The sequence below is a fragment of the Gordonia sp. DT219 genome (assembly GCF_049847065.1).
Taxonomy (GTDB): domain Bacteria; phylum Actinomycetota; class Actinomycetes; order Mycobacteriales; family Mycobacteriaceae; genus Gordonia.
Window position 1 is genome coordinate 154,332 of sequence record NZ_JBNCNR010000004.1, and the last position, 14,757, is coordinate 169,088.

A 14,757-nucleotide genomic window follows, 5' to 3' on the forward strand; every position below is an offset into this window, starting at 1 on the left:
CTTTCGCCGGATCGGTGCGTTCCTTCCCAGCGTGCCAGATACCCGGTGGCGTCGAGGTCAAACCGTCGACGCCTGCCTGCGGTCATTCCCGGATCGTCATACGCGCCACCTTGGCGCCATCGAGGGTGTAGGTGAACGTCGACGGACCGTTGAATCCGTCGCCGCCCACCGTCACCCGCACGACGACCGTCGTGTCGTCGGAGAGTTCGGCGGAAACGACGTCGAGCGTCAGATTCTTACCGATGTACTCGGCGTCACTCCATCCGGTGATGGCCTCCGGCCGGTGAAGATCCTCCCCCAATCGTCCACCGCCCCATCGGGAGTGAACGTGGCCAGGAAGGCGTCGAGGTCGCCGGCATCGGTCGCGTCGATCGACGCCTGCACCGGTTGTGGCAATGCTTCGGTCATGGTTGCTCCTCGCAGTGGGCCCGCCGGGTCAGCGGGTGGTGTAACCGCCGTTGGCGAACAGGGTCTGACCGGTGATCCAATGCCCTTCGGCGGCAAGGAATGTCACGATCGGCGCGATGTCCTCGATCGTGGTCAGTCGACCGCCCATCGCCTGGGACTTGTGGAACTCGACCCGTTCGGGGGTTTCCTGCGGATAGAAGAACGGGGTGTCCATCGGCCCGGGGGCGATGGTGTTGACGGAGATGCCGCGATCGGCGAACTCCTTGGCGGCCGCGTGGGTGAAATGTTCGACGGGGCTCTTGCTGCCCGCATACGTCGAGTATCCATCGGTGAACGCGGCCAACAAAGACGTGACGATACCGATCAGCGAACCGTTGTCGGACAACCGCTTTCCGGCCTCGGAGATGAAGAAGAACGCGGCCTTGGAGTTGATGTCGAACATCGAATCATATTCGGCCTCGGTGATCTCGACGATCGGCTTGCGCAGCACCTTGCCCACGGTGTTGACCGCGATGTCGACCCCGCCGAAGGACTCCACCGCCTGATCGAAGAGGGCGGTGACGGCGTCGGGCCGGGTGAGGTCACCGACGACGGTGATCGCTTTGGCGCCGAGCGCCTGGATGTCGGCGGCGGTCTTCTCGGCGTCGGGCCGCGACGACTCGCCGTGGTGATGGACGACGATGTCGGCACCGAGTCGTGCGAGCTCGAGGCTGATCAACCGGCCGAGGTTCTTGGCTCCGGCGGCCACGACGGCGGTCTTGCCGTGCAGGTCACGCTGCGGAGTCGTAGGTTGCGTCGAAGTGCTGGTCATAGGACACCTTCCGTAGTCGGGCGGCGCGTGCCATCTCGGGCAGCACGCTCCCGGTCGCGATGCGCGACCGGATACCTGACATCGACGCTAAGAGCGAATTCATACAAACGCTAACGAAGATATTTGGATTCCGATCAAGTATGGTTTGTGCATGGCTGAACTCTCCACCTCACTCGAGACGCTGCCGATACCGGACATCCGCCGACTCGAACAGTTCGTGGCGGTCGCCGAGTCGGACACCCTCGCGGTTGCCGCAGCCCGGTTGTTCGTGACACAGCAGGCCCTGTCCACCGCCATCCGTCGGCTGGAAAGCGAACTGGGCGTGACCCTGTTCGACCGAGAGCATCGGGGTCTGACGCTGACACCCGCCGGCGTGGAGTTACTGCGCAATGCGCGCCCGCTGCTGACCGGCGCGCGGCATCTGACCCGGTCGGTACGTGCGGTGGCCGCGCAGCAACCACCGGCGTTCGTCGTGGGCCATTCCCCGGCGCTGTCGGGCGCCGAGGTGTTCTCGATCATCGAACCCGCCCTGGCGCGCCACCCCGACATCTCGGTGACCGCACGGCCGGTGTTTCCCGCCGAGTTCGTCGACGACCTGCGCAGCGCGCGCGTCGATCTGGTCCTGCGGCGCGGCATCGACACCCCCGACGAGCTCACCTCCACCGTGGTCGGCTATCAAGAGCTCCGGCTCGCGGTGACGTCCGATCATCCCCTGGCGACGCTGGACAAGGTCCACATGTCGCAGGTGGCCGGTCATCCGGTGATCGTGTGGGCACCCGAACGGCATTCGTACTACACGGATTTCCTCGTCGCCCATTGTCGGCGTTCGGGTTTCGAGCCGAACCTGCGGATCGACCGCGTGCAGGGCACCCCACCGACCACCGCGGTACTCGTCGACCCCACCGCATGCGCATTCGTGACCGCGCCCGCCGGTCCGGCGCACGGCGACCGGGTGATCGTGAAGGAGTTCACCGATCCGCCGTTCACACCGGTCCAGGCGCTGTGGCTCTCACACACCCTCTCCGACTTCCGGACCGACATCCTCAACTCGGCGCCGGATCGCCTGTCTCCAGAAGGCGCTTGAATCCGGCCTCGTCGAGGATCGGCACGCCGAGTCCTTCGGCTTTGTCGGCCTTGGTCCCGGGTGAATCCCCCACGACCACATAGTCGGTCTTCTTCGACACCGATCCCGACGCCTTGCCGCCGCGGGCGAGGATCGCCTCCTTGGCGCCGTCGCGGGAGAAGTCCTGCAATGATCCGGTGACGACGACGGTCTTGCCCGCCAGGGTGCGCTCGATCGACTCGTCGCGTGCGTCCTCCATGGAAACGCCTGCGGCGCGCCACTTCTCGACGATCTCGCGATGCCAGTCGACCGTGAACCAGTCGTGGATGCTCTGCGCGAGGGTTGCGCCGAGTCCCTCGACGTTCGCGAGCGCCTCGGTGTCGGCGTCCTCGATGGCCTGTAGCGAGCCGAATTCGGTGGCCAGCGCGCGCGCTGCGGTCGGGCCCACATGCCGGATCGAGAGCCCCACCAGAACTCGCCACAGCGCAACGTCTTTGGCCTTGTCGAGGTTGGCGAGCAGGCGTTTGCCGTTGGCCGAGAGCGCACCGTTCTTGGTGGTGAACAGCTCGGTCCGGATGAGGTCGTCGGCGGTCAGGGAGAACAGGTCGCCCTCGTTGGCGAGTACCCCGGCCGACAGCAACGCGGTGGCCGCCTCGTAGCCGAGGGCCTCGATGTCGAAGGAGCCGCGCCCGGCGAGATGAAAGAGCCGCTCGCGCAGTTGCGCCGGGCAGTTCTCGGCGTTGGGGCACCGGATGTCGACGTCACTGTCCTTTTCCGGGCGCAGCGGTGTCCCGCATTCCGGGCACCGCTCCGGCATCACGAATGCACGCTCGGTGCCGTCGCGGAGATCCACGACGGGCCCGAGCACCTCGGGGATGACGTCGCCGGCCTTGCGGATGGTCACCGTGTCGCCGATGAGCACACCTTTGCGTTTGACCTCCGACCCGTTGTGCAAGGTGGCGCGCGCGACAGTGGAGCCGGCCACCAGGACCGGCTCGAGCACCGCGTACGGAGTGACCCGGCCGGTGCGCCCGACGCCCACCTCGATGCCCAGGAGCGCGGTGGTGACCTCCTCCGGCGGGTATTTGTAGGCGATCGCCCAGCGCGGCGCCCGCGACGTCGCACCGAGGCGACGCTGACAGGTGACGTCGTCGACCTTCACCACGATGCCGTCGATCTCGTGCTCGACGTCGTGGCGGTGTTCGCCCCAGTAGGCGATCTTGTCGAGGATCGCATCGGCTCCGCTGACCTTGGTGGTGTGCGCCGACACCGGCAGCCCCCACGCGCCCAGCGCCAGGTAGGCGTCGTGCAGCGAGTCCGGTCGCCAGCCCTCGGTGTGCCCGATGCCGTGGCAGATCATGCGGAGTCGGCGGCGTGCGGTGATCTGTGGATTCTTCTGCCGCAACGAGCCGGCCGCAGAGTTGCGGGGATTGGCGAAGGGCGGTTTGCCGTCGGCGACGAGTGCGGCGTTGAGCGTCGCGAAGTCCTCCAACCGGAAGAACACCTCACCGCGGACCTCGAGCACATGCGGAACCGGATGATCGTCGGTGCCGGACAAGCGCTGCGGGATGTCCTCGATGGTGCGGGCGTTGAGGCTGACGTCCTCGCCGGTGCGTCCGTCCCCACGTGTCGTCGCATGATCGAGCACGCCGTCGCGGTACACCAGTGCCAGCGCCACGCCGTCGATCTTGAGCTCACACAGATACTCCGTGCCCGCCCCGACCTCCTCCTCGACACGCGCTACCCACGTCCGCATCTCGTCGGCGTCGAACACGTTGTCCAGCGACAGCATTCGCTCGAGATGATCGACCGGGGTGAACGCGGTGGAGAAGCCGCCGCCGACGAGTTTGGTCGGCGAGTCCGCAGTGGCCAGCCCGGGATGTGCGTCCTCGAGATCTTGCAGTCGCCGCAGCAACCTGTCGAACTCGCCGTCGGAGATGGTCGGCGAATCTTTGACGTAATACCGGAACTGATGCTCACGGATCTCATCGGCCAGCGTCGACCACTGCTCCCGGGCATCGGCGTCCGGTGCGCCTTCGGTTCGGACCTGATCTGGTTCTGCCACGCACCGAGGGTATCGAAATGCCCCGACACCTTCTGCCACAAGATCTGATCGCTTCGTCGCGCCGGCCGCCCCGCCGGGTAGCGTCGGTGTCCGACCCGGAAGCGCCGTACCGAGGAGAGCCCCCGTGCCGCACCCCATCATGTTCGACGACGCCGACCCCTTCTTGATCCGGGTCCGCGAGATCGCCTTGGCCTTTCCCGATGCCACCGAGGTCGTCGCGCATGGGCGGCCCACCTTCCGATGCCGCAAGATGTTCGGCAACTATGGCGGCGGGGAGAAGGGCGGGGTGCGCCACGACCAGTCGCTGCTGTTCGTCCCCGATCCCGCCGAACGCACGCCACTGTTGAGCGACTCCCGGTTCTTCGTGCCCGCCTATCTCGGCGCGTATGGCTGGCTCGGGCTCCTACTCGACGACTCGACCGACTGGCCGGAGGTGTGGGAGTTGCTCGACGCGAGCTACCGGCAGATCGCACCGAAGCGGTCGATCGCGAAACTCGATGTCCGATAAGCGAGAATTGCGCGCTGCCGGCCTTGTCCATCACGCCTGAACGCTCGTCAATCCCGCCTGAACTCCCCGCATCACCGACTACAGTGAGTCGGGCGAGAAGCGAGATCTCAACGTAAGCAGGAGATTCGGGCATGGCCACCTCATCCGCCCCGCGAGAACGTCTCACCGCCGATCAGCGCAACTCCTTTGCGGCGGCATACCTCGGTTGGGCGATGGACGCCTTCGATTACTTCCTCGTCGTCCTCATCTACGCCGACATCGCCAAGGACTTCGGCGTGCCGCTCGAGCGGATGGCCCTCATCACCACGATGACGCTGATCATGCGTCCGGTGGGCGCGTTCATCTTCGGGCTGTGGGCCGACCGCAAGGGCCGGCGTATCCCGCTGATGACCAATGTGGCGTTCTACAGCGTGATCGGATTCCTCTGCGCCTTCGCGCCCGGTTTCTGGGTCCTGATGGTGCTCCGGATGCTCTACGGCATCGGGATGGGCGGCGAGTGGGGCCTTGGGGCGGCGCTGGCGATGGAGAAGATCCCCACGTCCCGGCGCGGGTTCTTCTCCGGGTTCCTGCAGAGCGGCTACTCGATGGGCTATCTCGTTGCCGCACTGGCTTTTCTGGTTCTCAACACCTGGCTTGGGCTGAGTTGGCGCTGGATGTTCGCGCTGTCGATCATCCCGGCGCTGATCAGCCTGCTCATCCGGGCCCGCGTCGAGGAATCGCAGGCGTGGAAAGCCACCCGCGATCGGGTGAGACAGACCAAGACGACAGCCCGCGAGATCTGGTCCAGTCCGACGATCTGGCGCCGCTTCATCTTCTTGGTGCTGTTGATGACGGCGTTCAACTGGATGAGCCACGGCACCCAGGACGTCTACCCGACGTTCCTGAAATCGACGCACGACTCGGGTGCAGGCCTCGCCGCGAGCACCGCCACGTGGATTGCGGTGCTCTACAACATCGGCGCGATCATCGGTGGGCTGACCGCCGGTGCCCTCTCGGAGCGGTACGGACGCAAGATCCTGATCATCGCGTGCGCGATCCTCGCGCTGCCGATCATCCCGCTGTTCGCCTATTCCACAACCGCCGGCGCCCTCGCGCTCGGTTCCTTCCTGATGCAGGTGATGGTCCAGGGCGCGTGGGGGGTGATCCCGGCGCACCTGACCGAACTGTCGCCCGATGAGATCCGCGGGTTCTATCCGGGGGTCACCTACCAACTCGGGAACTGTCTGGCCGCCTTCAATCTGCCCATCCAGGAAGCGATTGCGGGATCGCACGGATACCCGTTCGCGCTGACAGTGACCATCGTCCCGGTCCTCATCGCAGTCATCGTGTTGACCGCGATCGGGCGCGAACGCAAGGGCGTTCGGTTCGGCAGCGACCAGAGCAGCGTCGAACGCACCACCTGACGCGCCGGTTCCCGGTCAGAGTGCCTGTGGGTCCGCGGCCAGCAACTCCCCGGCACGTGCGCAGATACCCAGCGCGGTACGCGCCCAGTCCGGCGCCGCGCCGGCCAGACCACACGTCGGGGTGACGACGATGTTCTGCGCCAGCACTTTTCGTGGGAGCCCGATGCGATCGGTCAGTGCCGCGAGCCCGGTGGCCACGGTTTCCGCGCGAGCCCGCCGGTCCTCCCGATCGGCCGGCAGCACCCCCGCGACGAGCACGTCACCACGGTCGATGAGCGCACCGATCCCGTCGAGGGTCACACGATCGGGGTTCTCGAGGTCGCCGAGGACACGGGTCACGTCGACCCCGTGGCCTATCCCGGGCAGTGCCTCGATCAGATCCCAGCGCGGTTGCCCGCAGTTGTGCACGATCATCGGCACACCGACCCGCTCGGCCACCGAGCGCAGCGCCTCGGCGACGTCGGTGAGCGCGATCGGCGGGATCACATCAAAACGGGTCAACGGCGGCACCGTGCCGTCGATCACCGCGCCCACCATCGGTTCGTCGAGTTGCACGATCACCGTGGCACCGAGGCGCCGATTGACCTCGGCGACGTGCTCGACGAGACCCTCGGTACCCGAGTCGACGAGGTCACGTAGTGCGCCCCGATCGCGAATTGCCTTGTGCCCGTTGACCAATTCGATGGAGGCGCCCAGCGTGAAGGGACCGGCGACCTGCACCTTGACCGGCCGGCCGGTACCGATGAATCCGGCGTTGTCCCAGACCTCCTCGATCGCGTCGAGGTCGGCGCCGAGGAATCCGCGGGCGCGCCGGGCGACCGACGAGCCGCGCGAACCCAGCCGGTAACCCCAGGTCGCCGTGTCGATCGGCATGTCGACGAGCAACGCCGCCATCCGGCCGATCATGTCGGCGCCGATCCCGCGTCCGGGTAGTTCGCCCAGATACGCGAGGTCGAGTTCGCCGTTGATCACCGTGGCGGTCTCGGGCGCGTCGACGCCCGGCATCGAGCCGATACCCGTTCCCACGCCCGTGGGCAGAGCCGTCATCGGTTACTCGGACACCGGGGTGCCCGGCGCAGCGGCCGGAGCCGAAACCCCTGAAGAGGTGTGGGCCGAAGAGGTGTGTGAGATCCGGCCGGAACCGAGTACCAGGTCACCGCGCGCGTCGTCCGGCAGGTACAGCACGGCGGCCTGGCCGCGTGCCACACCGGTCAGCGGCTGCGTCAGCGCGATCTCGATGTACGGACCGTCCGGCCCGTCGACCGCGGTGGCCACCGCCGGCGCGAGACCACCATGGGCGCGTACCTGCACCATGACCTCGACCGGGCCGTCGGGAGCCTGCCCGGACGTCCACACCGCGTTACGGGTGCGGATCGACCACACATCGAGATGGTCGGCGGAACCGACGCTGACGGTGCCGCTGTCGGGATCGATGTCGGTGACGTAGCGGGGCCGGCCGTCGCCGGCCGGAGCCTCGATCCCGAGCCCCTTGCGCTGCCCGATGGTGAAGCCGTGCACACCCTCGTGCTCGGCGAGCTGCTCGCCGGACTCGGCGTCGACGACCGCACCCGGGCGGATCCCGATGCGTGCACCGAGAAATGCCTGGGTATCGCCGGTCGGGATGAAACAGATGTCGTGCGAGTCGGGTTTGGTGGCCACCGACAGACCGCGTCGGGCGGCCTCGGCCCGGATCTCGCTCTTGGGCGTGTCGCCGATCGGGAACATCGCGCGGCGCAGCTGCTCGCGCGTCAGTACCGCCAGCACGTAGGACTGGTCCTTGTCGGGATCGACCGCGCGGCGCAGTTCGTCCCCGGCGAGCTGCGCGTAGTGGCCGGTGGCCAGCGCGTCGAAGCCCAGTGCCATCGCCTTGTCGGCGAGTGCGGCGAACTTGATCTTCTCGTTGCACGTCAGACACGGGTTCGGGGTTTGACCTGCGGCGTACGCCTCGACGAATTCGTCGATGACATCGTCTTTGAAGCGGTCCGCGAAATCCCAGACGTAGAACGGGATGCCGAGGACGTCGGCCGCGCGACGCGCGTCGTCGGCGTCCTCACGCGAACAGCAGCCGCGGGAGCCGGTACGCAACGCGCCGGGCGCCGTGGACAACGCCAGATGCACTCCGACCACGTCGTGGCCTGCTTCGACCGCGCGGGCCGCGGCGACGGCCGAGTCGACTCCGCCGCTCATCGCCGCCAACACCCGCATCAGGCCGACCTCCCGCCGGGTGAGGCGACCAGTCCGGCGACGCGAGCACGCTCGACGACCTCACCGATCACCTTGCCGACGGTCTCGATGTCGGATCGGGTACTCGACGAGGCAAGGGAGAATCGCAGCGACCCACGGGCACCGGCCATATCCAGCCCCATTGCCAGCAACACATGACTGGCCTGCGCGACCCCGGCGGTGCAGGCCGAGCCGGTGGAGCACTCCACTCCCTTGGCGTCGAGCAGCATCAACAGCGAATCGCCCTCACACCCGTCGAAGGAGACGTGCACGTTGCCGGGGAGCCGGCGCTCATCGCGCGGCCCGTTGGAGCTGGTACCCGGGAGGTCGAGCACGGTGGCGAACAGTTCGTCACGCAACGCAGCGACCGCGGGCATCGACTCGGCCAGTTTCTGTGTCGCGATCCGCAAGGCGGTGGCCATGCCGACGATCGCCGCGACCGGTTGGGTGCCCGAGCGTACGTCGCGCTCATGACCGCCACCGTGAAGAAGCGGCACGCATGCCACATCGCGGCCCAGCAACAGGGCACCGATACCCTGCGGGCCACCGAACTTGTGCGCAGCAAGGCTCAGCGCGGCAAGACCACTGCCACCGAAGTCCACCGGGACGTGCCCGACCGCCTGCACCGCGTCGGAGTGCATCGGTACGCCGTACTCGGTGGCGATCGCGGCCAGTTCGGCGATCGGTTCGATCGTGCCGACCTCGTTGTTGGCCCACATGATCGACACCACTGCGGTCTCGTCGGCGTGTGCGGCGAGCTCGTCGCGCAGGGCGGCCGGCGCGACGAACCCGAACTCGTCGACGGGCAGGATCACCAGGTGCGCGCCCTGCGTGGCGAGCCATTGCGCCGAGTCGATGATCGCGTGATGCTCGATCGCCGAGATCACCACTCGCCGCCGCCGATCGTCGGCCTGCCTGCGCGCCCAATAGATGCCCTTGAGTGCGAGGTTGTCGGCCTCGGTTCCGCCGCTGGTGAAGATGACCTCCGACGGGCGCGCGCCGACCGCGGCGGCCACCGTTTCTCGCGCCTCCTCGAGCCGGCGCCGCGACCAGCGGCCGGCACCGTGCAATGACGAGGCGTTACCCGGTTGGGCGTGGACAGCATTCATCGCCTCGATCGCCTCGGGAAGCACTGCGGTCGAGGCTGCGTGATCGAGGTAGACGGGGGCGCGGCGGAGAGTGGACATGTCGATGCCAAGGATAAACGCGTGCGGGGCCCCAACCAATTCCCCCAACCGATTCCCCCGACCGATTCCCCCGGACGGTCGTTGCCGTCAGCGCACGACCTGCCCTACGTCGAGCACGCCGTGCGGGTCGTGTTGGGCGGCCAGCGCGGAGAGCCACGCGTAGGTGTCCTCGTCGTAGCAGCGCCGGATGCGCGCGGCGTCGGCGGTCGCGGCGAAGTTGGGCAGCTCGCCGCCGGTGGCCCACGGTGTCATCGCCTCGACGGTGTGGGCCGCGGCGGCGATCACCGCCTCGGCGATCGGCGGGACGAGCACGCCGACGGTATGCAGGTTCGCCGCGGCGCGACGATGGCACAGCGCGCTGCGCACTCGTGGTTCGTCGGCGAACGCCCCGCCGAGCATGCGTAGTTCGACGACCGTCAGCGGCGACGAGGACGCCGGACCGGCGGCGGCGAGCAGTGCACTGATCGCCGCGTCGGGCAACTCCCGCAGCAGGGCGCCGCGTTCGGTGACGGGCATCGGCGCGGTGGGATCGGCATGGATGAGTCCGATCTGGGCATAGGGCATCGGCCCGAGGCCGTCGAGCAACGGCTCCCCGAGCGCTCGGATCGGCGCAACGAGGCCGGCGGCAGCCGCGAGATCACCGGCGGCGGCCACCCGGACCGCCACACTGAGGCGCCCGGCCAGCGGCTCGGGGATTCCGGGCATCTCGGGCAGGCGCAGCAGAGCCAGTGAGGTACTGACCTCCCGCGGCAGTCCCACTGCCCAGTCGCGCCAGCGGTGCGCCACCGCATCCGCATCGGCGCCATCGAAATAGATTGCGCCACCGTATATCTCAGCTATCGGCAGCAGATCCACGACCACCTCGACGATAATCCCCAGGGTGGCCTTGCCCCCGCGCAGACCCCAGAACAGTTCCGGGTTCGACTCGGGGGTGGTGTGCTTGAGGACGCCACCACCGGTGACCACCGTGATCGACCGGACGTGATCCGACGACGCGCCCACGGTCCGTACGAGTGGCCCGATACCGCCGCCGCTGAGGAATCCGGCGACCCCGACGTGCGGGGCGGAGCCGCACAGCGGTGCGAGACCGAGCGGAGCGGCGGCGTCGAGGACCTGTTGCCAGCGCACTCCTGCCCCGATCCGGGCGGTATGGGCAGCCGGATCGATCTCGCAGACATCGAGAGCGGTGGTGCGCACGAGAATCGACCGGCCGTCGACGCCGGTGGCGCCGTGCCCGGTGGCCCACACCGACACGGTCATGTCGTTGGCGGACGCGAATCCCATGACCGCACCGACGTCGGCGGCATCGAGGACGTCGACCACCGCCCACGGGTGCGCGGTGACGGCCACGTTGAAGCCGACGGTGGCGTATCCGGGGTCGGTCCGGCGGTGGACGGCGCCGCGCACGGCCCGTCGCAGCGCGGCGATGTCGGCTTGGTCGACACTGCGGGTCGAAGTCATCGGAAGCTCCTCGTGGGATCGGTGATCTCTGCCCGAGAAGCGTTCGCGCTCCCGGGGCGACCGGTCGTGGTCGCCCCATCACGCTGTCGCGGGTCGCTTGGCCGCCTCTTGGAGCAGGCTTGGCTCGACGCTCAGCGCACCCGGCGCGACTCGGCGATCAGCGCATCCGCCGCCTCGGCGGGCCCGGTGAGGCCGAGTCGGTGCGCGTGGGCGGCGATGTCGGCGAGTTCGGCGTCGCGCGCCGCCGACGAGGCGGCTCGTCGTGCCGCGAGCAACCGGCAGCGCAGCATCGACGGGACCCCGTCGCCTGCCGCGGATACCCGCGTCGCCTCGGCAAGGGCTCGCTGCCCGTCCTCGTCACGGCCGAGCAGGAAACACAGACGTGCCAGCGCGTACCCGACCGGGCCGATGCAGCCGAGCTGTCCCAGCGTTGCGACATATGAGCGGTAGGGGGTCAGATACTCCACGAATCGTGGTGCGTACGAATCGAGTTCGAGATCGGCCACGACATGCGCCAACAGCACCGCCTGACACAGCGAGGTCCAGATCATCGGCCGGTCGTCGGCGAGCCAGGAGACGATCATCTGCTCGGCCAGGTCGCGGTCGCCCTCGGCGCCGGCGATCATCGCGATCCCCGCGGCGAGCAGGATCGTGACCTGGTCATCGGTGAAGTCGGCGGCCATCATGCGGGCCCACTCCATCGGGGAAAGTTCTCCGGTGTCGGCGATCTCGTCGAGCATGCCGCGTTCGGCCGCCAATGCGAGCAGCGCGATGGTGCCCGTCCCCGCCACGTAGAGTTCGGTCATCTGGTGCACGGTGACCGCAGTCCTGAAGTGCGCCTTGGCCGTTGCGAAATCGCCGTGCCACACCGCCAGCGAGGCCTCCATCCACCGCAATTGGGCACGCAGGATCGGCAGCCGGAGCCGTTCGCTGCCGACGATCGCGCCGCGCACCAGTGATTCGGTCGCCGCGACATCACCGAGCGTCATGGTCGCCATTGTCAGTGCCGTGTCGATGATGACCTCGTCGATGTCGTGATCGGCATGGGGTATCGCCCGCAGTCGGGCGGCGAGCTCGATGGCGGACTCGGCGTACTGCGCGACACCGGAATAGGTGATCAAGCGCGCCATCAGCACATCGGCGGTGATGTCGTCGTCGTCGAGCGCTTCGGCCACGATGTCCGCACGGGCGAGGAGCCCGGCCGGGATCGCCGCATCCTTGTGATAGCACTGGCCGATCGCCGACGCCGCGAGTACGCGGGCCAGCGCGACCGGGTCGTCGGCGACGGCAACCTCGGCCCGATCGAGGACCGCCTGCAGGGTCTCGTTGTCCACGTGCGGGCCCACCCACGGCCACGAACCGCCGGAGCGGATGAGTGCGCTGGCCAGCCGGCCCACGGTCGTGGTGGCACCGCCGACGACGGCCTGGTGCATCCGCTCGCCGACGGTGGCCAGGACCGTCTCCACGTGCCCGGCGCGGGCCTGCGCCGCGAGCATCCCGATCAGCAGGTCGTCGCGCTCGGCACCGTCGGGCAGCCCGGCCGACTCGTGGGTGCGCAGTGCCACGGCGAGCCAATGCGCGGCGCTCTCCGAATCCCAGTGGGCGGTCGTCTCCTCGGCGGCCGCTCGGCATCCGGCGACCACCTCGGCGGCATCGGCGACCGGCAACGCCTCCAGCAGATGGGCGGCCCGGCGGGCCGTCGAACCGGCGGTCCGGTGGCGGGACACCACGTCGGCGACCGCGAGGTGGATCCTGGCCCGGCGCAGGGGCCGGATACCGGCCAACGCCTGATCACGCAGCAGGGCGTGCGCGAATCGGGTCGACCCGCCACCGGTGGTCACGAGGATCCGGTCGTCGGCCGCCTCGTCGATGCGGTCGGCGATCTCGCCGACATCACGATCCATCACGGTGGCCAGTAGCGCGACGTCGATCTCCTCGCCGAGCACTGCCGCGTGGCCGAGGACGTCGAGCACAGCCGGATCCAATGAGGCCAGGCGTCGATCGAGGACCGACCGGATCGCGGCAGGCACCTCTTCGGTGCGGCGTTCCTCGGTGGGCAGGCGGGAGAACTCGGTGACGAACAGCGGATTGCCGCCGGTGCGCCGGACGAGCGTGTCGAGTTCGTCGACAGTCGGTTCCTCGGCGGTCACCGCCCGCACGAGCTGGGCCACCTCGCTGCGGCCGAGGTTCGGAATCTCGATCGCCACCCCGCCCGCGCGCGCCACCGCGGTGCGGTAGCGCTCCAGGTCCGCGCCGCCCTCGGGGTCGCGGACGGTCACGATCATGCAGATCGGCGCGTCGCGCAGCACCGTGGTGAGGTAGGTGAGCGATCCCAGCGTCATCGGGTCGGCCCACTGTGCGTCGTCGACGACGACGGTCAGCGGGTGCCGTGCCGACGCTTCGTCGAGCATCGTGTGCACGCGCTCGTAGACGGCGAACCGCGCGGTGTCGGCGTCGACCCCGTCCGGCACCGACAGCACCTCGACCGGGTCGGCCCCGACCGCGCGACACAGTTGCCGCAGCGGCCACCACGCGGGCACTCCCTCGGCGTCGGGACAGCGGACCCACACCACCTCCGAGCCCAGGTCGACGGCGGCCCGGGCGGCCTCCTGCGCGACCCGGGTCTTGCCGATCCCCGCCGGGCCGCTGAGGAGAAGCCAGCGGGTGCGGGTTCCGGTCATGCCGAATAGCGCTCGGATGCGGTCGATCTCGGCGACACGACCCACCAGCGGGATCTCACCGACGAGTGCGCCGGGGGTCGGCTCGGGGTCGGCGGGGCGATCGTCGCCACGCGCCGGGACGGCGACCGCGGTGGCGCCCGACCAGCCTGGTGGACGCGGCCACGCCGCGATCACCGGGTCGTGACGCAGGATCGCGCCGTGCAGGTCGACGAGCTCGGCGCCGGGCGACAACCCCAGTTCGTCGTCGAGGACGTGCTGGTGATAGGCATAGACCTCGAGCGCCTCGGTGGCCCGGCCGGCGCGGTACAGCGCAGCCATGTGCAGCCAGACTCCTCTGTCGCGCAGTCGATCCCGCGACCGAAGGGCGACGATATCGCTCAACGCCCCACCGATGTCACCCTCACCCAGGAGTGCAGTGATGTGGATTTCTTGGGTGGCCATGAGGCTTTCGGCCAGCGCCGCCGACTCGGCAGTCACCCAGTCCACGTCATCGAGTTCGCCACCGAGCAGTTCGCCGCGCCACCGGGCCAGTGCCGCCCGCGAGTCGGCGAGTGAGTCGGCCCACCGGCCCTCGTCACGGGCGATGCGGGCGCTGCGGGCGAGGTCGGCGAAGTCGGTGACGTCGAGCCGGTCCTCGCCGAGCTCGATCCGGTAGCCGCCGCCGATCCGTTCGATCGGTGACGCCTCCCCACGGCTGCGCAACGCCCGCCGCAAGTTGGAGATGTAGGCCTGCAGGCTCGTCGTCGCCGCCGGCGGCGGCCCGTCACCCCACAACGTGTCGACGAGCCGGTCGACCGAGACCACCTTGCCGCGCGCGAGCAGCAGGGTGCCGAGCACGGCACGTTGCTTGGGCGGACCGAGCTCGACCGAATCCGGGTCACGATGCACCTGCAGGGGGCCGAGCACCAGATACTCACGCACGCCGGATTCCTCACTCGCACCGTCTT

At 68.7% G+C, this 14,757-nt stretch carries 11 protein-coding genes and 1 pseudogene; 3 read left to right on the forward strand and 9 right to left on the reverse strand.

Annotated elements, in window-relative coordinates:
- Positions 1–82 precede the first annotated feature (82 nt).
- The 3 genes and pseudogenes from ACPXB3_RS08255 to ACPXB3_RS08265 form a co-directional block, all read right to left on the reverse strand.
- Positions 83–408, reverse strand: a pseudogene (locus ACPXB3_RS08255) (nuclear transport factor 2 family protein).
- Positions 409–436: 28 nt separating this feature from the next.
- Positions 437–1,219, reverse strand: a complete 783-nt coding sequence (locus ACPXB3_RS08260) for an SDR family oxidoreductase (protein ID WP_425727324.1) — start codon at positions 1,217–1,219, stop codon at positions 437–439.
- Entirely contained in the window at positions 1,179–1,322 is a 144-nt protein-coding gene (locus ACPXB3_RS08265; protein ID WP_425727325.1) for a hypothetical protein, read from the reverse strand. Before ACPXB3_RS08265 ends, ACPXB3_RS08260 begins: the two co-directional genes overlap by 41 nt.
- 48 nt (positions 1,323–1,370) lie before the next feature.
- Here ACPXB3_RS08265 and ACPXB3_RS08270 point away from each other — a divergent pair, with 48 nt between their 5' ends.
- Positions 1,371–2,303, forward strand: coding sequence for a LysR family transcriptional regulator (locus ACPXB3_RS08270; protein WP_425727326.1), 933 nt, complete (start codon positions 1,371–1,373; stop codon positions 2,301–2,303).
- On the opposite strand, the gene ligA is transcribed toward ACPXB3_RS08270, so the two are convergent.
- Complete coding sequence (ligA, locus tag ACPXB3_RS08275) at positions 2,263–4,347, reverse strand: NAD-dependent DNA ligase LigA (protein ID WP_425727327.1); 2,085 nt, start codon at positions 4,345–4,347, stop codon at positions 2,263–2,265. The two genes, ACPXB3_RS08270 and ligA, sit on opposite strands and share 41 nt — an antisense overlap.
- A 124-nt stretch (positions 4,348–4,471) precedes the next feature.
- Here ligA and ACPXB3_RS08280 point away from each other — a divergent pair, with 124 nt between their 5' ends.
- Both ACPXB3_RS08280 and ACPXB3_RS08285 read left to right on the forward strand, forming a co-directional pair.
- The gene (locus tag ACPXB3_RS08280; protein ID WP_425703803.1) at positions 4,472–4,855 is read left to right on the forward strand and encodes an MmcQ/YjbR family DNA-binding protein; all 384 of its coding nucleotides are present in this window, start codon (positions 4,472–4,474) and stop codon (positions 4,853–4,855) included.
- Between the two features lie 131 nt (positions 4,856–4,986).
- Positions 4,987–6,258: an MFS transporter gene (locus tag ACPXB3_RS08285; RefSeq protein WP_425727328.1), complete on the forward strand. Its 1,272-nt coding sequence runs from the start codon at positions 4,987–4,989 to the stop codon at positions 6,256–6,258.
- Positions 6,259–6,273: 15 nt separating this feature from the next.
- Here the strand turns inward: ACPXB3_RS08285 and ACPXB3_RS08290 are convergent, their stop codons facing one another.
- The 5 genes from ACPXB3_RS08290 to ACPXB3_RS08310 all read right to left on the reverse strand — a co-directional run bounded on the left by ACPXB3_RS08290 (position 6,274) and on the right by ACPXB3_RS08310 (position 14,731).
- Complete coding sequence (locus ACPXB3_RS08290) at positions 6,274–7,305, reverse strand: vitamin-B12 independent methionine synthase (RefSeq protein ID WP_425727329.1); 1,032 nt, start codon at positions 7,303–7,305, stop codon at positions 6,274–6,276.
- Positions 7,306–7,308: 3 nt separating this feature from the next.
- On the reverse strand, positions 7,309–8,463 hold the full coding sequence (gene mnmA / locus ACPXB3_RS08295; protein WP_425727330.1) for a tRNA 2-thiouridine(34) synthase MnmA: 1,155 nt from the start codon (positions 8,461–8,463) through the stop codon (positions 7,309–7,311).
- Positions 8,463–9,668: a cysteine desulfurase family protein gene (locus tag ACPXB3_RS08300; protein WP_425703811.1), complete on the reverse strand. Its 1,206-nt coding sequence runs from the start codon at positions 9,666–9,668 to the stop codon at positions 8,463–8,465. The genes mnmA and ACPXB3_RS08300 overlap by 1 nt, the downstream gene beginning before the upstream one ends.
- 87 nt (positions 9,669–9,755) lie before the next feature.
- Positions 9,756–11,129, reverse strand: a complete 1,374-nt coding sequence (locus ACPXB3_RS08305; protein WP_425727331.1) for an FAD-binding oxidoreductase — start codon at positions 11,127–11,129, stop codon at positions 9,756–9,758.
- Positions 11,130–11,260: 131 nt separating this feature from the next.
- Positions 11,261–14,731 carry a BTAD domain-containing putative transcriptional regulator gene (locus ACPXB3_RS08310; protein WP_425727332.1) on the reverse strand — a complete coding sequence of 1,157 codons (3,471 nt, stop codon included), beginning with the start codon at positions 14,729–14,731 and terminating at the stop codon, positions 11,261–11,263.
- Positions 14,732–14,757: the final 26 nt, after the last annotated feature.